This is a genomic window from Streptomyces sp. NPDC088116, assembly GCF_044741745.1.
Lineage (GTDB): Bacteria > Actinomycetota > Actinomycetes > Streptomycetales > Streptomycetaceae > Streptomyces.
Genome location: NZ_JBIUTF010000008.1, coordinates 398,638 through 415,964 on the forward strand (window position 1 = coordinate 398,638; position 17,327 = coordinate 415,964).

General features: G+C 71.4%; 18 protein-coding genes. 3 read left to right on the forward strand and 15 right to left on the reverse strand.

Translation table 11 applies throughout. The features are described from left to right. The first annotated feature begins 167 nt into the window (after nt 1-167). Nucleotides 168-1,241 (forward strand): phosphatase PAP2 family protein, encoded by a 1,074-nt coding sequence (locus tag ACIOJD_RS30675; RefSeq protein WP_401919342.1) that lies wholly within the window; start codon nt 168-170, stop codon nt 1,239-1,241. A gap of 169 nt (nt 1,242-1,410) precedes the next feature. Here ACIOJD_RS30675 and ACIOJD_RS30680 read toward each other — a convergent pair whose 3' ends face one another. Further along, nucleotides 1,411-1,626, reverse strand: a complete 216-nt coding sequence (locus ACIOJD_RS30680; RefSeq protein WP_401919344.1) for an I78 family peptidase inhibitor — start codon at nt 1,624-1,626, stop codon at nt 1,411-1,413. 820 nt (nt 1,627-2,446) lie between these two features. Here ACIOJD_RS30680 and ACIOJD_RS30685 point away from each other — a divergent pair. Both ACIOJD_RS30685 and ACIOJD_RS30690 read left to right on the forward strand, forming a co-directional pair. Next, nucleotides 2,447-3,232, forward strand: a complete 786-nt coding sequence (locus ACIOJD_RS30685; protein ID WP_401919346.1) for a hypothetical protein — start codon at nt 2,447-2,449, stop codon at nt 3,230-3,232. 178 nt (nt 3,233-3,410) lie between these two features. After that, nucleotides 3,411-3,713, forward strand: coding sequence for a hypothetical protein (locus ACIOJD_RS30690; protein WP_401919347.1), 303 nt, complete (start codon nt 3,411-3,413; stop codon nt 3,711-3,713). 127 nt (nt 3,714-3,840) lie between these two features. Here the strand turns inward: ACIOJD_RS30690 and der are convergent, their stop codons facing one another. From der to ACIOJD_RS30760, 14 genes are all read right to left on the reverse strand, one after another. Further along, a complete protein-coding gene (gene der / locus ACIOJD_RS30695; RefSeq protein WP_401919348.1) occupies nt 3,841-5,301 on the reverse strand; it encodes a ribosome biogenesis GTPase Der in 1,461 nt (486 codons plus the stop codon). An 80-nt stretch (nt 5,302-5,381) separates the two neighbouring features. Further along, complete coding sequence (locus ACIOJD_RS30700; protein WP_401919349.1) at nt 5,382-6,086, reverse strand: lysophospholipid acyltransferase family protein; 705 nt, start codon at nt 6,084-6,086, stop codon at nt 5,382-5,384. After that, nucleotides 6,044-6,757, reverse strand: a complete 714-nt coding sequence (cmk, locus tag ACIOJD_RS30705) for a (d)CMP kinase (protein ID WP_401919351.1) — start codon at nt 6,755-6,757, stop codon at nt 6,044-6,046. The genes ACIOJD_RS30700 and cmk overlap by 43 nt, the downstream gene beginning before the upstream one ends. 148 nt (nt 6,758-6,905) lie before the next feature. Further along, complete coding sequence (locus tag ACIOJD_RS30710) at nt 6,906-7,991, reverse strand: prephenate dehydrogenase (protein ID WP_401919353.1); 1,086 nt, start codon at nt 7,989-7,991, stop codon at nt 6,906-6,908. Continuing rightward, nucleotides 7,988-8,350, reverse strand: coding sequence for a chorismate mutase (aroH, locus tag ACIOJD_RS30715; RefSeq protein WP_401919355.1), 363 nt, complete (start codon nt 8,348-8,350; stop codon nt 7,988-7,990). The genes ACIOJD_RS30710 and aroH overlap by 4 nt, the downstream gene beginning before the upstream one ends. A 290-nt stretch (nt 8,351-8,640) precedes the next feature. Further along, complete coding sequence (locus ACIOJD_RS30720) at nt 8,641-9,663, reverse strand: ADP-ribosylglycohydrolase family protein (protein ID WP_401919357.1); 1,023 nt, start codon at nt 9,661-9,663, stop codon at nt 8,641-8,643. After that, nucleotides 9,660-10,463: an NUDIX hydrolase gene (locus ACIOJD_RS30725; RefSeq protein ID WP_401919358.1), complete on the reverse strand. Its 804-nt coding sequence runs from the start codon at nt 10,461-10,463 to the stop codon at nt 9,660-9,662. Before ACIOJD_RS30725 ends, ACIOJD_RS30720 begins: the two co-directional genes overlap by 4 nt. Continuing rightward, on the reverse strand, nt 10,460-11,539 hold the full coding sequence (locus ACIOJD_RS30730; RefSeq protein ID WP_401919360.1) for an AAA family ATPase: 1,080 nt from the start codon (nt 11,537-11,539) through the stop codon (nt 10,460-10,462). The genes ACIOJD_RS30725 and ACIOJD_RS30730 overlap by 4 nt, the downstream gene beginning before the upstream one ends. Before the next feature lie 20 nt (nt 11,540-11,559). After that, entirely contained in the window at nt 11,560-12,213 is a 654-nt protein-coding gene (gene pnuC, locus ACIOJD_RS30735) for a nicotinamide riboside transporter PnuC (RefSeq protein ID WP_401919361.1), read from the reverse strand. Nucleotides 12,214-12,423: 210 nt separating this feature from the next. Beyond that, nucleotides 12,424-13,608: a pseudouridine synthase gene (locus ACIOJD_RS30740; RefSeq protein WP_401919362.1), complete on the reverse strand. Its 1,185-nt coding sequence runs from the start codon at nt 13,606-13,608 to the stop codon at nt 12,424-12,426. Continuing rightward, nucleotides 13,608-14,273, reverse strand: coding sequence for an SMC-Scp complex subunit ScpB (gene scpB / locus ACIOJD_RS30745; RefSeq protein ID WP_401919363.1), 666 nt, complete (start codon nt 14,271-14,273; stop codon nt 13,608-13,610). Before scpB ends, ACIOJD_RS30740 begins: the two co-directional genes overlap by 1 nt. Further along, nucleotides 14,270-15,508 carry a segregation/condensation protein A gene (locus ACIOJD_RS30750; protein WP_401919365.1) on the reverse strand — a complete coding sequence of 413 codons (1,239 nt, stop codon included), beginning with the start codon at nt 15,506-15,508 and terminating at the stop codon, nt 14,270-14,272. Before ACIOJD_RS30750 ends, scpB begins: the two co-directional genes overlap by 4 nt. Before the next feature lie 48 nt (nt 15,509-15,556). Further along, entirely contained in the window at nt 15,557-16,189 is a 633-nt protein-coding gene (locus tag ACIOJD_RS30755) for a hypothetical protein (RefSeq protein WP_401919412.1), read from the reverse strand. Further along, complete coding sequence (locus ACIOJD_RS30760; protein WP_401883758.1) at nt 16,186-17,325, reverse strand: ParA family protein; 1,140 nt, start codon at nt 17,323-17,325, stop codon at nt 16,186-16,188. The genes ACIOJD_RS30755 and ACIOJD_RS30760 overlap by 4 nt, the downstream gene beginning before the upstream one ends. Nucleotides 17,326-17,327: the final 2 nt, after the last annotated feature.

A 17,327-nucleotide genomic window follows, 5' to 3' on the forward strand; every position in this document is an offset into this window, starting at 1 on the left:
AAAGACAGTTCCGGGAAGGGCATGACGCCGAATAGGGTCGAAGGTCACTTCGATTTCGGGAACCGTCCCGGATAAACAGTGACCTGAGACATACTCCACATCACATCGTCATCACAAAGAGACCTGATCGACCTGCTCGCTCACTCACTCGCTGTAACGTCCATTACGTGCGTACCGACATCTTTGCCCGCCTGGACCGGGAGCCGGAACCGCCGAAGATAGAGACCCCGCGGATGAGCCGCACCCGCAAGTCTCTCTTCGGCGGCACGTTGGCGTTCTACCTCGCCATCGTCGTCGCTGTGCTCGTCTCGTCCTGGCTGGTGACCCTCGACTGGAAGGTCATGCTGTTCCGGCCCTATCAGCAGTGGCCGGACCTGCACGCCTTCCTCGACTACTTCGTCGTGCTCGGCCAGCGCGGCCCCACCGCCGTGATGATCGCGGCCTGGCTGGGCTGGCGCTCCTGGCGCCAGCACACGCTGCGGCCGCTGCTGGCCCTCGGCGCGGCCCTGCTGCTGCTCAATGTGACCGTCGGCGCGGTCAAGCTCGGTCTCGGGCGGCTCGGTCCCCACTACGCGACGCGGATCGGCTCGGCCGAGCTCTACGCGGGCGGCGATATATTTCCTTCCGGACATACCGCCAACGCCGTCGTGACCTGGGGAATCCTGGCCTATCTGGCCACCACGCCACGGGCCAGGCGCTACCTGTCGGTCCTGTCGGCCATAGTGGCGCTGGGCGTCGGGGCGACGACCGTGTACCTGGGGACACACTGGCTGAGCGATGTGCTGCTCGGCTGGGCCGCCGGCCTGCTGATCCTGCTGGGACTGCCCTGGTTCGAGCCGCTGATCAACCGGGCCGAGCGGGAGATCTTCGCGGTCCGAGAGCGGTGGCGCGCGAGCCGTCGGCCCGTCCCCGCCGTCCCGGTCGCGGCCGGGGGGCCGAGGCCGGAACCGGTCCCGCACGGCGCGTCCCCGCAGGAGGAGGAAGCGCCACCCGAGACCGTCGGAGCAGGTCACGAGGGTGTCGGAGCGGGTCACAACGGCCGCTCCACGGCCGGCCTCGGCACCGCGTCCACGCCTGGCGCCCCCGTCACCACCGGTGCCGGAACCCCCGCCCCCGGTGCGGGTGCCGGCACCGGGCAGCTGACCCAGTCCAGGCCGCACGCGGTCCGCTCGGAGCGGACGCCGACGACCCCGACCGGCAGCCGTCGTCCGCCGCACTCCCGCCCGCTCACGGGCGGCTGACAGGCCGCCGACGCGGACCGCCGGGGGACGCGGTACGCACAGCTTCTCCCCGCGCGTGAACGCCACGAAGGCCCCGGCCGTAGCCGGGGCCTTCGTGGCGTTCACGGACCGCGTCGACGGACACACGGAAGCGGAAGCAGGACTGGGACGGGGCGCCCGTGGGGCGGGCTCAGCCGAGCCAGCAGCGGACGACCGTGCCCGCGTCGACCTCGAAGTTGAGCCGGCCCACGACGAACTCCATGGTGATGATCGAGCCCGGTGGCAGCGCCCTGACGGTGGTCCAGCCGCGCCCGCGGGCCCGGCTCTCCGCGCTTTCCGCGTCGAGGCCGACATAGGACTCGGGGTCGTCGTGGGGCTGTGCGGGAGGAGTCGGTATCGGTGCCATGACACTCACCGTAAGTGCCCGCGGACGGCGAAGGAAGCCGGACAGCCATCCGGGCCGGACGCTTCCCGTCCGTCACCGGTCACACTTGTGTCACAGGATCTCGACGTAGGCCAAACGCCGACAACTTCACCCTTACGGGCTGTTCGTTCCCTACTCCTCAGTAATTCGGTGACCTCTGAGATCACATGAATTTGCGCTTTTCCAATTCCCCCGGTCCCGGCGCCCTTCCGGCTCCCGTCCGAAATTGACGCACCGTGGAGAATTTATGAATTATCGCGCTCCGCACGAGCTCAGAGCACGTTGCGTAAGAGATGCGTAAAGGCTCGGGCCGGCCACCTTCACGTGTCACCCCGAGGACGGGAGTTACCCGGGAGGCACTTCCCCCTGGGGACGATCCGGTCGTTCCGGAACGTACGCCCGCCGTTCCGGAACGTACGCGGGTCGCGCCCCGGAACGTAAGCAGGTCGGCGCGGTCCGTGTCCCGTCCGCTCCACCGGCCCCGCTGTCGTGCCGAGAGCGGCACGGAGCAACGCGTTTCAGCCACCCGTTTGATTCACTGATTTCACGATTTGTCGACCTGTACACCTACCGACCAGCGGCACCGCGTGTCCGGTCAACTTCCGTGCGCTCACGACGTGTTGGTGTGGAATGACCTCTTCCGGCCGACGGATCCCCCGGTGCGCCGGATGGTTCGATTTCCGTGCCCTTCCGTGCGTGACCCGGGCCACGGCTCACCCGTTGTCCTTTTACGAGCCGGGAACAGCCCGGTTTACGAGCCGGGAACAGCCCGGCCCACGCACCGAGTTCGAGGAGCCACCCCGTGCCGCGCATGCTCGACGTCAGCGAGGACGTACGCGCCGAGATCGGCGACGCAGAAGCCGATCGGCTGCTCACCGGCGAGAACTCCCCGGGAAGCTACGACTGCACCTCCTGCCGGACCCCCGGCGACTCCGAACAGGAGCGGACCAGCACCGTTCTGTTCGTCGGCGAGGAGACGGCCGTTCTCGCCTTCGCCCACGCCACCTGTATTCCCTCCCAGGTCGTCCAGGTCGCCGAGGACCAGCTCCAGGGCGCCGTCCGGAGCATCACCGGCGGCGAGGCCCAGGAGCCGGGGGTGCCCGACGCGGCCCCCGGCCAGGCCGTTCTCGGCGTCACCAGCGGTCTCGTGCTGATCGAGGACGAGTTGCACCCCGCCCTGGTCGTCGAGCCCACCGCCCCGATCGCCCGTCCCGGCTCGGGGGGCACCAGCGACGAATTCCTCCAGCTCCTCGTGGAGCAGGGCTTCATGCCGGTCGGCGATCTGAGCCAGGTGCCCGCGCCGCTGTCCGGCTGGTCCGTGCTGCTCGCCATGGGCCAGCTGCACGCCGTACTCCAGCCGGGCACCGGCGGCGGCAGCCCGGTCGCCTGGTGGCAGGCCCACCAGCCGCTCCAGGTCACCGAGGGCTGGCGGACGGCCGCCAACAAGTCGCACACGGTGCTGGTCTTCGCCGCGCCGGTCGGCTCCATCGGCCAGCAGCCCCGCGAGGACCTGCTGCGCGACGCCCTGGAGAAGGCGGCGGTGAACGGGCGGCTGGTGGCCGCCGCGATGCCGCTGGCCGGGACCTGACATGACGGGGGCCGCGCGCACCGCCCTCCGGATGCTCGGCCACCGGCCGGCGGCGACTGCTCCAACCGGGGCCGTTTCCCTCGGTATCCCGCATCCGGCGGACGAAGGGATCGTTGGCACGTACGTGCACTCCTCATACGACCCATCCCGCCAGCAGTACCAGAGCCAGATCCCTTCCATGCGCCCCGCGCAGGACGGAGCGGACGGGTTCTCCACGACACCGATCTACGACGCGCTGTACCTGGAGTTCCGCCGCTCCTTCCGCGCGCTGCCCGGTGATCGGAGCAATGAGGAGAATCTCGGCTTCACGGCCTTCGGCACCGGGCTGCACGCCGCTCATGGCGGGTACGGCGGATACGGAAGCCACAGTGCGGGGCTCGGACACACCCCGTACATGGGGTCCTGGCAGCGGGACCCGCGCCAGCCGAACGGACGCCACATCCCGGCGGCCCTGCCCCCGGGGCCCCGCCGAGGCATCTGAGCGGGAACGGCACAGGCGGTACCGGCTCGCCTGCCAGGAGACAGAGGCCGCCCGGCTCCCCCGGAAGCCGTGGGGCCCGGTACGGATGATCCCGTACCGGGCCCCACGGCTTCCGTCGCTTTCTACGTCACTTCTTCCGGCCGCGCTTCTCGCGCACCCGCACCGAAATGTGGATCGGGGTGCCCAGGAAGCCGAACTCCTCGCGCAGCCGGCGCTCGACGAACCGCCGGTAGCCGTGCTCGATGAAGCCCGAGGCGAAGAGCACGAAGCGCGGCGGCTTCGTGCCCGCCTGCGTACCGAACAGGATGCGCGGCTGCTTGCCGCCCCGGATCGGGTGCGGATGCGCGGCGACCAGCTCGCCGAGGAACGCGTTGAGCCGGCCGGTCGGGACCCGGGTCTCCCAGCCCTCCAGGGCCGTCTCGATCGCCGGGACCAGCTTCTCCATGTGGCGGCCGGTACGCGCCGAGACATTCACCCGCGGCGCCCAGGCGATCTGCGCCAGCTCCGTCTCGATCTCCCGCTCCAGGTAGTAGCGGCGCTCCTCGTCCAGCGTGTCCCACTTGTTGTACGCGACGACCAGCGCGCGGCCCGCCTCGACGGCCATCGTGATGATCCGCTGGTCCTGGACGCTGATGGACTCACTGGTGTCGATCAGGACGACCGCGACCTCGGCCTTCTCGACGGCGGCGGCGGTACGCAGCGACGCATAGTAGTCCGCGCCCTCCTGGAGGTGCACCCGGCGGCGGATGCCCGCGGTGTCGACGAACTTCCAGACGGTGCCGCCGAGCTCGATCAGTTCGTCCACCGGGTCGCGTGTGGTGCCCGCGATCTCGTTGACGACCACCCGGTCCTCGCCCGCGACCTTGTTCAGCAGGGACGACTTGCCGACATTGGGGCGCCCGATGAGCGCGATCCGGCGAGGGCCGCCGATGGCGGTGCCGAAGGTCTGCGCCGGGGCCTCGGGCAGGGCTTCGAGCACCGCGTCCAGCATGTCGCCGGTGCCGCGGCCGTGCAGCGAGGAGACCGGGTAGGGCTCGCCGAGCCCGAGCGACCAGAGCGCCGTCGCGTCCGCCTCGCCGCTCTGCCCGTCGACCTTGTTGGCACAGAGCACGACGGGCTTGCCGGCCCGGCGCAGCAGCTTGACCACGGCCTCGTCGGTGTCGGTCGCGCCGACCGTGGAGTCCACGACGAAGACCACCGCGTCGGAGGCCTCGATCGCGTACTCGGCCTGGGCGGCGACGGAGGCGTCGATGCCCAGGACGTCCTGCTCCCAGCCACCGGTGTCGACGACCTTGAAGCGGCGGCCCGCCCACTCGGCCTCGTAGGTGACCCGGTCGCGGGTGACGCCCGGCTTGTCCTCGACGACCGCCTCACGGCGGCCGATGATCCGGTTCACGAGAGTCGATTTGCCGACATTCGGGCGGCCGACGATGGCGAGGACGGGCAGCGGGCCATGACCGGCCTCGCCGATCGCGCCCTCCACGTCCTCGGGTTCGAAGCCCTCCTGCGCGGCAAGCTCCATGAACTCCGCGTACTCGGCATCGCCAAGCTCTCCGTGCTCGTCGCCGGAGTCGATCTGGTCGTTCATGAAGTCCGTACCTCGTTCATCGTGATCGGTGCGCCGCGGCACGCGGCGCACTACTCAAGTCGTGCCGGGGAAAACACGCCTCAGCGCGCGGTGAGGCGCTTGGCGTTCCCCAGGTGGGCGGTCAGTCGTTCCTGGATCCGCTCGGTGGCCTCGTCCAGGGCCTTGCGGGTGCGCCGCCCGCTTCCGTCACCCGCCTCGAAGGGGGCGCCGAAGACGACATCCACGCGGCTGCGCAGCGCGGGCAGCTTCGGTATCAACCGTCCGGGCTTCTCCGTACTTCCCAGCACCGCGACCGGGACGATCGGTGCTCCCGACCGTACGGCGAAATACGCGAGCCCGGCGCGCAGCGAGGCGAAATCGCCCTCGCCCCTGGTGCCCTCGGGGAAGATCCCCAGCACACCGCCCTCCTCGAGCACCCTGAGCGCGCCGGTGATCGCGTTGCGGTCGGCGACCCCTCGGTCCACCTTCACCTGCCCGACGGACCGCAGGAACGGGTCGAGCGGGCCGATGAACGCTTCCTTCTTGATCAGGAAGTGCACCGGCCGGGGCGAGGTGCCGATCAGCATCGGTCCGTCCACGAAGTGCGCGTGGTTGACGGCGAGGATCACGGGACCGCTCGCCGGAACCCTCCAGGCGCCCAGCACCCGGGGCTTCCACAGGCCGTACATCAGCCCGATGCCGATGCCGCGTCCCACCGCCGCGCCTTTCTCGGAGGGCGCGGTCTGCCTCGCGGACGGTGCGCTCACTTGGCGGCCCGCTTCTCCTCGACCAGGGTCACGACGCACTCGATGACCTGCTGGAGCGTGAGATCCGTGGTGTCCACCTCGACCGCGTCCCCGGCCTTGGCGAGCGGGGACGCCTTGCGGCTGGAGTCGGCCGCGTCCCGCTTGACCAGCGCGTCCTTGGTGGCGGCGACATCGGTCGCCTCCTTGCCCTTCAGCTCGCCGCTGCGCCGGGCGGCGCGCGCCTCCGGGGAGGCAGTGAGGAAGATCTTGAGGTCGGCGTCCGGCAGGACGGTCGTACCGATGTCACGGCCCTCGACCACGATGCCATGCTCGGCGGCCTTGGCGATGGAGCGCTGGAGGTCGGTGACGACGGTCCGTACCTCGGGGACCGCGCTGACCGCGCTGACCTGGGAGGTGACCTCCTGGGTACGGATCGGATCCGCGGCGTCCGCGCCGTCCACGGTGATCGTGGGGGCGGCCGGGTCCGTACCGGAGACGAGGACGGGCTTGGTGGCGGCGGTCGCGACGGCGGCGGCGTCCCGTATGTCGACACCGTTGCTGATCATCCACCAGGTCATCGCCCGGTACTGGGCGCCGGTGTCCAGGTAGCTGAGCCCGAGCTGGGCGGCCACGGCCTTGGAGGTGCTCGACTTGCCCGTGCCGGAGGGCCCGTCGATGGCGACGATCACGGCGGCCGGGGCGGTCCGGGCGGGGTTTGCTCCGTTTTCCACGGGGGGCGGACACCTTTCCTGGTTCACGGGGAGGCTGGGCGGAGGCGTCGATACGCCCCCACACAAGGTTACCGAGTACTCAGGACCGAAAATGCACCCGTTCGGCGGGACTCTCCCCGGCGCCCCGCCCCGGCCCGTGCGGGGGTCCTCACTGCCGGATCGACCAGCCACGTTCCCGCAGGGCCGCGGCCAGCACCGGGGCCGCGGCCGGTTCCACCATCAGCTGGACCAGACCCGCCTGCTGCCCGGTCGCGTGCTCTATACGGACGTCCTCCACGTTGACCCCCGCGCGGCTCGCGTCCGCGAAGATGCGGGCCAGTTCGCCCGGCTGGTCGCTGATCAGGACCGCCACGACCTCGTAGGCCGCCGGGGCCGCGCCGTGCTTGCCGGGCACCCGTACCCGGCCCGCGTTGCCGCGCCGCAGGACGTCCTCGATACCGGCCGCTCCGCCGCGCCGCTTGTCCTCGTCGGAGGACTGGAGCGCGCGCAGCGCCGCGACCGTCTCGTCGAGGTCGGCGGCGACCCCGGCCAGCACATCGGCCACCGGGCCGGAGTTCGCGGAGAGGATCTCGACCCACATCCCGGGATCGGAGGCCGCGATCCGGGTGACATCGCGGATGCCCTGGCCACAGAGGCGTACGGCCGACTCGTCGGCCTCCTTCAGGCGCGCCGCGACCATCGAGGAGATCAGCTGGGGGGTGTGCGAGACGAGGGCGACCGCCCGGTCGTGCGCCTCGGCGTCCATGACCACCGGCACGGCGCGGCAGAGCGCGACCAGTTCCAGGGCCAGGTTCAGTACCTCGGTGTCGGTGTCGCCGGTCGGGGTCAGCACCCAGGGGCGCCCCTCGAACAGGTCGGCGCTCGCCGCCAGCGGGCCCGAGCGCTCCTTGCCGGCCATCGGGTGCGTACCGATGTACGACGCCAGGTCGAGGCCGAGCTCCGCCAGCTCGCGCCGGGGGCCGCCCTTGACGCTGGCCACGTCCAGATAGCCGCGGGCCACGCCGTCGCGCATCGCGGTGGCGAGCGTGGCGGCGACATGGGTGGGCGGTACGGCGATGATCGCGAGGTCGACGGGCCCCTCGGGCGCCTCGTCCGTCCCCGCGCCGAGCGCGGCGGCGGTGCGCGCCTGTGAGGGGTCGTGGTCGGCCAGGTGGACGGTGACACCGCGGCCGGTCAGCACCAGCGCCGCCGAGGTGCCGATCAGGCCCGTACCGATGACGACGGCGGTTCTCATTGAGCGATGTCCTTGCGGAGGGCGGCCGCGGCGCCGAGGTAGACGTGCGCGATCTCGGACTTGGGACGGTCGGACTCGATGTGCGCGAGGATGCGGACGACGCGCGGCAGAGCGCCCGCGATGTCGAGTTCCTGGGCGCAGATCAGGGGGACATCGACGATACCGAGCCCGCGGGCGGCCGCGGCCGGGAAGTCGCTGTGCAGATCGGGCGTGGCCGTGAACCAGATGCTGATCAGATCGTCCGACTTCAGCTCGTTGCGCTCCAGGACGGCCGTGAGAAGCTCCCTGACCTGCTCGTCCATGTGCCCGGCTTCGTCCCGCTCCAACTGGACGGCCCCACGAACCGCTCGTACCGCCACGACGTTCTCCTCAATGATCGAGTGCTCCGTTCAGCCTAGATCAGTGAGTGGAAGGTCCCGTCCGCCCGGGAACACCGGCAGGCGCGCTCGCCCGCCCGCCCCGGACGGCCGCGGACGGCCGCCCGGACATGCGCGGGACGCCCTCGCGGCCGTACCGCCGTGCGCATCGGCCGTCCGCCGTGCGCATCGGCCGTCCGCCGTGCGGACCGGCCGTCCGTCGTGCGGACCGGCCGTCCGTCGTGCGGACCGGCCGTACCCGTTGTGCGGACCGGCCGTACCCGTCGTGCGGATCAGGAGTCCCAGAGCGCTCCCAGCGACATCAGGTCGCTGCGGTACTCGATCCGCTCCGTCCACTCCTTGGGCCAGGCACCCGCGCCCAGGTGCGCCCCGGCGAACGCGCCCGCCAGGCAGGCGATGGAGTCCGAGTCGCCCCGGGTGCAGGCGGCGCGGCGCAGGGCCGTGACCGGGTCCTCGGGGAAGAGGAGGAAGCAGAGCAGGCCGGTGGCCAGGGCTTCCTCCGCGATCCAGCCGTCGCCCGTGGCGAGGCACGGATCGGTCTCCGGCGACTGTCCGGGCAGGGCACGCTGGACACGTTCGAGGACCTCCAGGCACTCGTCCCAGCCGCGGGCGATGAAGGCCTCCGGCGTCGGGTCGTGGGAGAGCGTCCAGAGGTCGCCGAGCCAGCGGTGGTAGTAGCGGTCCCGGTTCTCGTACGCGTACGAACGCAGATGGCCCACCAGTCCGTGCGGCTCGCCTCCCCGCGCCAGCAGATAGACCGCGCGTGCCGTGAGGTCGGAGGCGGCCAGCGCGGTCGGGTGGCCATGGGTGAGAGCCGCCTGCAACTGCGCCGCGCCCCCGCGCTGTTCGTCGCTCAGGCCGGGGACGAGTCCGATCGGCGCGACCCGCATATTGGCGCCGCAGCCCTTGGAGTGGACCTGGCTGGCCCGCTGCCAGGGCCGGTCGCTGTCGAGGAGCATGCAGGCGGTCATGCACGTACGGCCGGGGGCGCGGTTGTTGTCCGGCGAGTGGTACCAGCGCACGAACTCCTCGCGCACCGGCCCCTCCAGACGCACCGGTCCGAGCACGCCCCGGTCCATCGCGGTCCTGATGCCCCGGGCGAACGCGAGCGTCATCTGGGTGTCGTCCGTGACGAAGGCGGGCTTCGGCAACGGCATCTCGCGCCAGGGTCCGCACTTGGCGAGGATCGACGGCACATCGTTGAACTCGGTCGGGAAGCCGAGGGCGTCGCCGAGCGCGAGCCCGAGCAGTGAGCCCGTGGCTGCCTGTTTGGTGATGGTCCTCGCGAGGATCATGCGGTCCGTCCTTCCGGTCGCAGAAGAGGTGGATGCAGCGTGGTGGCGGCGCCGGCGCGGTACAGCGTGGCCGGTTTGCCGCGGCCGCCCGTCCGGCGCGGGGGCCCCTCCAGCGCCTGGACGAAGCCGGGCGTGGTGAGGACCTTGCGGCGGAAGTTGGGACGGTCGAGCTCCACGCCCCAGACGGTCTCGTACACCTGCCGCAGCTCGCCGAGCGTGAACTCGGGCGGGCAGAAGGCCGTGGCGAGACAGGTGTATTCGAGTTTGGACCCGACCCGGTCGTAGGCGTCGGCGAGGATGTGGTCGTGGTCGAAGGCCAGCCGCCCCGGGGCGCCGAACTCCGTCCACCGGGCGTGCGCGGCGTCCCCGCCGCCGCGCGGCTCGGGCAGATCCGGTACGAGCGCGGCGTACGCCACGGACACGACCCGCATCCTGGGGTCGCGGTCCGGGTCGCTGTACGTCCGTACCTGTTCCAGATGGAGCGCGCCCGCGGTCTCCTCCGACAGGCCGGTCTCCTCGGCGAGTTCACGGCGGGCGGCCTGCCCGGCGGACTCCCTCGGCAGGACGAAGCCGCCGGGCAGCGCCCAGGCGCCCAAGTATGGTTCCTCTCCGCGCTGGACGAGCAGGACGTGCAGCCGGTTCTCGCGGACGGTGAAGACGGCGAGGTCGACGGTGACCGCGAACGGCTCGAAGGCGAAGGGGTCGTAGCCCTCGGGGACGCGCGGGGCCGGGGCGTGCTGATCGCGGACGCGCAGCCCTTGCGCGAGCCGGCCGCGGGCGTGCGGCCCCCGGGCGTTCATCGTCGCTCCGGAAGGGGCGGGGTGAAGTCCCAGCCCCGGCCGAGCAGGCCGTCCACGGCGGCGACCGCGGAGCCGAGCCGCTGCTCGTGTGGGCCGCTGAGCAGCGTGAACTGACGGCCGGTACGGGCCAGTTCCGCCCCGAACCGCGCCGTCATCCAGGACCGCGGGGCGTCGGCGTCGCGCAGCCCGTCGTCCTCGAAGGCCACCCCCTCGTGGTCGGTGAGCAGCCACAGGTGATGAGGGACCAGGTCCGCGACCTCCTCGATCCGCGGATTGCGCTCCCCCAGGTAGCGCTCGTGCCAGACGGTGGTGGCGAAGGAGTCGGTGTCGCAGAACAGCACGGGCGAACCGGCGCGCGCCGCCGCGTTCTCCAGCTGGTTCTGCCGTTCGGCGATCAGCGGGAACTCCTCCGAGGTGAAGGCGACGTCCGCCCACCGCGCGCCCGGCCGCTCGGCGCGCAGGCGTGCCAGTTTGACCTCGCTGAACTCGCGCCCGTACTCCGGTACGTACTGGGTCCGCGCCCATACCCCGCCGCGCCGCCGGTAATGGGCGGCGAGCGCCCGCGCCAGGGTGGTGGTGCCGGTCGACTCCGCGCCGAGCACCACGACGCGGCGGGTGAGGGCCGCGCGTACGGGCGGCGCGAGGAAGTCCCAGCAGCCGACCGGATCCTTGCGTACGGCCGTGCCGGAGACCGGGAAGACCGTACGGTCCGGGTCGACGCACTCGGACTCGGCACCGAACCTCCGGCCCAGCTCACGGCCGTACGTCTCCGAGCTGAAGACGGCGTCCACGCGCTCGGGCACGGCGGCGCGGAAGACGGCCATGTGCGCGTCCCAGACGGCGGGGTCGCGTACGTCCATGGGTACGTCGTCGACGGCGCCCACGACCCGCACGTCCGGATGGATCTCACGCATCCAGCGGACCCGGTCGGCCAGCGGTACGGACTCCACGGAGGAGGCGCAGACCAGCACGGTCAGCCGCTCGCAGCGGTCCTGGGCGGTCCGTACGAGATGGTGGTGACCGACGTGCGGCGGATAGAACTTGCCGAGCACCAGGCCGTGTTCGAAGGTGCTCACTCTCCGGTACGTCCTCGTCGTCATACGACGTTCACCTCCCGCGGCTGCCGCCGCACACCCGCCCGATCACGGGACCATTCGCGCAGCCCGACCAGGCAGAGGGCCAGGAAACCGGCGTAGAGCAGCGAGGTCAGGTAGAGGCCCTTGTGCGCGTAGAGCGGGATGTACACGACATCCGCCGCGATCCACAGCCACCACGACTCCAGCCGCTTGCGGCACTGGCCGTAGGTCGCCATCAGGGACAGGCCGGTGGTCAGCGCGTCCCAGAAGGGCACGGTCGAGTCGGTGGCGCGGCTGAGGAGGAGCGTGAGACCGAGTGTCCCCACCGCCCCCGCGGCGAACAGCCGGCCCCATTCGGTACGGGTCGTGCGCCGCACCGGCAGCGCGAGGCCTGGTCCACCCCCGTGGGTCCAGGTCCACCAGCCGTACGCGGCGAGGGCGATGAAGACCACCTGAAGTCCCGCGTCGGCGTACAGGCCGGCCTGGGTGAACAGCAGGATGAAGAAGAGGTTGTTGGCGATGCCGATCGGCCAGTTGGCGAGGTGCTGACGGGCCACGAGCCACACGCAGAGCGCGCCGCTGCCGAAGCCGAGGACCTCGGTCCAGCTGACCGGGGTGTCCAGCACGGTCACCAGCGGCCGCTGCAAGGGATCGAGGAACTCCGCGAGACTCACGCCCGCCTCCTTAATAGTCACTCTGACTATAAAGCTGAACGAGCCCGCTGTACAAGACGAAAAGCCCGCGGCCAAGGGCCACGGGCTCTTTCTTCCGTACCGCTGTCACCGGTGCCACCACGGGCAACACCGGCAACACCGGTCCGTTCAGGGACGGTTGTCAGGCACGGTTGTCGGACACGGTCGTCAAGGACCGTCCTCCGGGGCGGTTTACAGCCCCACTTCCTTCATCAGCATGCCGACCTCGGTGTTGGTGAGGCGGCGCAGCCAGCCGGACTTCTGGTCGCCCAGCGGGATCGGCCCGAAGGACGTCCGGACCAGCCGCTCGACGGGGAAGCCGGCCTCGGCGAGCATGCGGCGCACGATGTGCTTGCGGCCCTCGTGGAGGGTGACCTCGACCAGGTAGTTCTTCCCGGTGTTCTCGACGACCCGGAAGTGGTCGGCCTTCGCGTAGCCGTCCTCCAGCTGGATGCCGTCCTTGAGCCGCTTGCCGAGATCACGCGGGAGCGGGCCCTGGATCGCGGCGAGGTAGATCTTCTTGACGCCGTACCGGGGGTGGGTCAGGCGGTGGGCCAGCTCGCCGTGGTTGGTGAGCAGGATGATGCCCTCGGTCTCCGTGTCGAGCCGGCCGACGTGGAAGAGCCGTGTCTCACGGTTGGTGACGTAGTCACCGAGGTTCTGCCGGCCGTCGGGGTCCCCCATGGTGGAGACGACACCGGCCGGCTTGTTCAGCGCGAAGAAGAGGTACGACTGGGTGGCGACGGTCAGCCCGTCGACCTTGATCTCGTCCCGCTCCGGGTCGACGCGCAGCCCCTGCTCCAGCACGATCTCGCCGTTGACCTCGACGCGGGACTGCTCGATCAGCTCCTCGCAGGCGCGGCGCGAACCCATGCCGGCGCGGGCGAGCACCTTCTGGAGCCGCTCGCCCTCCTGCTCCGCGCCGGGGTTGGTGCGGGGGGTCGTGATCGCGGGCTTGTCGGCGTACCGGTCGCGGTTGCGCTGCTCGATCTTGGCGTCCAGCTCGCGCGGGCGGGCCGGGGCGCCACGGCGCGGGCCACGGCCGCCGCCGCTCTGCGAGGGCTTGGGGCCGCCCTTGGCGCCACCGCGGGCCGCCGCGCCACGGGCGCCGCCGCCGGAGGAACCACCGGAACCGCCCGAGCCCGAACCGGCCGAACCCCCGGAACGGCGCGAACCGCCGGGCGCACCGGGCGCCCCGGAACCACCGGTGGCACCCGAGCGGCCGACATCGTAACGGCGCTCCTCGGGACGGGGGCGGGACGGACGCTTCGGCTGGTCGTCCCGCCCGCCGCCGGCACCCCGGTTGTCCCGGTTGCCGCCGCTCCCGCCTCCGCTGTTCCGGTTGCCGCTTCCGCTGTTCCTGCCGTTGCTTCGCATTAAAGATCCGTCTTGTCGTCTGCGTGAGTTTCTGGGGCGTACGGTGCGTCCACATCGAACGACGGCACACCTTCCAGCGTCTCGGACTCGATGGCGTCCGCCTCGGGGAGGAAGGGCGCGAGCTCCGGGAGCTCGTCCAGGCCACGCAGGCCCATCCGCTCCAGAAAGTAGTTCGTCGTCCTGTACAGGATCGCACCTGTTTCGGGTTCCGCGCCCGCCTCCTCCACCAGCCCCCGCTGGAGGAGGGTGCGCATGACGCCGTCACAGTTCACTCCGCGCACGGCGGAGACCCGCGAACGGCTCACGGGCTGGCGGTACGCGACGACCGCGAGGGTCTCCAGCGCGGCCTGGGTGAGCCGGGCGTGCTGGCCGTCCAGCACGAAGCCCTCGACCGCCTCGGCGTACGCGGGCCGGGAGTAGAACCGCCAGCCGCCCGCGACCAGCCGCAGCTCGAAGCCCCGGCGCTGGACGGTGTACTCGTCGGCCAGCTCCCGCAGCGCATCGGCGACGGCCCGGACGGGGCGGTCGAGGACCTTGGCCAGATGCTGCTCGGTCGCGGGCTCGTCGACGACCATGAGGACCGCTTCCAGGGCGGGTTTGAGCTCCAGCTCCGCGACCGCACCCGTACTCCGCTCGTACTCCCGCTCCCGCTCCTGCTCCCTCACGCCTTCTCCTCACTGGTCTCGTCGGTGTGGCCGGGCTCACGGTCGAACTCGTCCGTCACGGCCGGCTCGGCGTCGCCGTCCCCGCCCGTCCAGCGGACCATGAGCGACCCCAGAGCCTCTTCCTGGTCGAGGGTGACGGCCCGCTCCCGGTAGAGCTCCAGCAGGGCCAGGAAGCGCGCCACGACGGTGAGGGTGTCGGGGGCGTCCTCGGTGAGCGCCTGGAAACTGGCCTCTCCGCGCTCCCTCAGCCACGCGACGACGATCGCGGCCTGCTCCTGTACGGACACGAGCGGCGCGTGGATGTGGTCGACGTACACCTGCGGCCTGGGTTTCGGCTGCATCGCCTTCACCGCGAGCCCGGCGAAGCCCTCCGGCCCGATGCTGATCACGACCTCGGGGAGCAGCTCGGCATGGTGGGGTTCGAGCCCGACCGTACGGGGGTAGCGCCGGGCCTCGGCGTCCAGACGCGTGCTGAAGATCTCCGCGATCCGCTTGTACGCGCGGTACTGGAGGAGCCGGGCGAAGAGCAGATCCCGTGCTTCGAGCAGCGCGAGGTCGCCTTCGTCCTCCACCTCGGCGGCGGGCAGCAGCCGGGCGGCCTTCAGATCGAGCAGGGTGGCCGCGACGACCAGGAACTCGGTGGTCTGGTCGAGGTCCCACTCCGGTCCCATGGCGCGGATGTGCGCCATGAACTCGTCGGTGACCTTGGACAGCGCGACCTCGGTGACATCCATCTTGTGTTTCGAGATGAGCTGCAACAGCAGGTCGAAGGGCCCTTCGAAGTTCACGAGCCGTACGGTGAACCGCCGTTCGTCGACGGCTGCCTCATCCGGGGTCGCCTCGTCGGAAGCCGGCACGTCGGAAGCCAGTACGTCGGAAGCCGGCACGTCGGCAACTGGTACGTCGGCGAGCACCTCAGCGACGGAGTCGTCGGCGGCGGGCCTCTCCGCTGCGGGCCGCGCGTCGGGCGCCCCGGTGTCCGGTGTCCCGGTCTCCGGTGTCCCGGTCTCCGGTGTCCCGGCGGTCCGCGCCCCGGTCTCCGGCCCTCCGGTGTCCGGCTCGCACGCCTCGCCTGGGCCGGTACCGGAACCGTCCGGGGGCGGCGCGGCCGCCCCGCCTGGCTGAGGCGGGGCCTGCGCGGCCCCGTCCGGCCCGGTCGGAGCGGGCTTCGGTACCCCCGGGCCGCCGCCCAAGGCGCGGCGCGGGGGGCGAGTGGGGTCCGGGGGCGGGGGCATCGGGTTCCTGGGGCCGGGAAGCGGAGGGGCGGCCCGCGCAGGCTACCCTCAGCGCCCGCGCAGGCGCCGTACGAGGATGCTCGCGTCGCCGCGTGATTCGAGGTCCGCCAGGACGACCGCGACCGCCTCGCGGACGATCCGCCCGCGGTCCACGGCGAGACCGTGCTCACCGCGCAGTACCAGCCGTGCGTGTTCCAGGTCCATCAGTTCCTCGGCCGAGACATAGACCGTGATCTTCTCGTCGTGCCGTTCGCGCCCGCTGGGGCGGCGGTTGGCACCGCGCCCCCGACGGCGCTGCTGGCCGCCCTGTTGCCCGCCCTGCGGCCCCGCGCCGGCGGATGTCTGGCCCGCCTGGCCCGAAGGCCCCGAGGACCCCTGGGAGCCCGCTTCCGGCGGCCTGCGGCCCTTCACCGAGGCGGCCGCCTGCTCGGCGCCCGCGGTACGGCTCCGGGGCGAGGGGGCCGTGTCCTGCCCCGCGGAGGTGTGTTCCTCCGCGGGAGCCGAGGCGGTCCCGGAGCCGGCCGGACCCGCCGCGCCCTCGCCCGCCGGATCGCTCTCCCCGGCCGGCGCCGGCACCCGGGACTCGCCGTTGGCGTTCCGGCGCCGGTCCGCGGGCGCCGAGGACTGGAGCCCCATCCCCCCGGTCGTACGGAACAGCTCGTCGGCCCCGGGCAGACTCACTCGGCGTGACACCGGGCGAGCACCTCCCTGGCGAGCTGGCGATACGCGGCGGCGCCGACGGAGTTCGAGGCGTACGTCGTGATCGGCTCACCGGCGACCGTGGTCTCCGGGAAGCGCACGGTCCGGCCGATCACCGTGTGGTAGACGTGATCGTCGAAGGCCTCCACGACGCGCGCGAGGACCTCCCGGCTGTGCACCGTACGGGAGTCGTACATCGTGGCGAGGATGCCGTCGAGCTCCAGTTCCGGGTTGAGCCGCTCCTGGACCTTCTCGATGGTCTCCGTCAGCAGGGCCACCCCGCGCAGCGCGAAGAACTCGCACTCCAGCGGGACGATCACCTTGTGCGCGGCGGTCAGCGCGTTCACGGTCAGCAGACCGAGGGACGGCTGACAGTCGATCACGATGTAGTCGTAGTCCTGGAGCAGCGGCTTGAGGGCGCGCTGGAGCGTGGACTCGCGCGCGACCTCGCTCACCAGCTGCACTTCGGCGGCCGAGAGGTCGATGTTGCTCGGCAGCAGGTCCATGTTGGGCACGGCCGTCTTCAGGAGGACCTCGTCGGCCGCCATGCCCCGCTCCATGAGCAGGTTGTAGACGGTGAGGTCCAGTTCCATCGGATTCACGCCGAGACCGACCGACAGGGCTCCCTGCGGGTCGAAGTCGACGAGCAGCACACGCCGGCCGTACTCCGCGAGCGCGGCACCCAGGTTGATGGTCGACGTGGTCTTGCCAACGCCGCCCTTCTGGTTGCACATCGCGATGATCTTCGCGGGGCCGTGGTCGGTGAGCGGGCCCGGGATAGGGAAGTACGGCAGGGGACGCCCGGTGGGGCCGATCCGCTCGCGACGCTGACGAGCGGCGTCGGGGGCGAGGGTGGCCGCGTACTCGGGGTCGGGCTCGTACTCGGCGTCGGGGTCGTAGAAGTGCCCCTCGGGCACTTCGTCGTAGTCGGCGAATGGAGTGGACTCTCGGCCACCCTCGCTGCCGGCCATGGCGTTCACGTGTTGGCCGTCCATCATCTGGTGGGCTGTCGTCATGTGCGGGGCTGTCGTCATGTGCTGGTGCGTGGCGAAGGTGCGGACAGCTACGGAGCCGACAGCCTCGAACCCGGACGACGGGCTCTGGCCCCTCGCAGGCATTC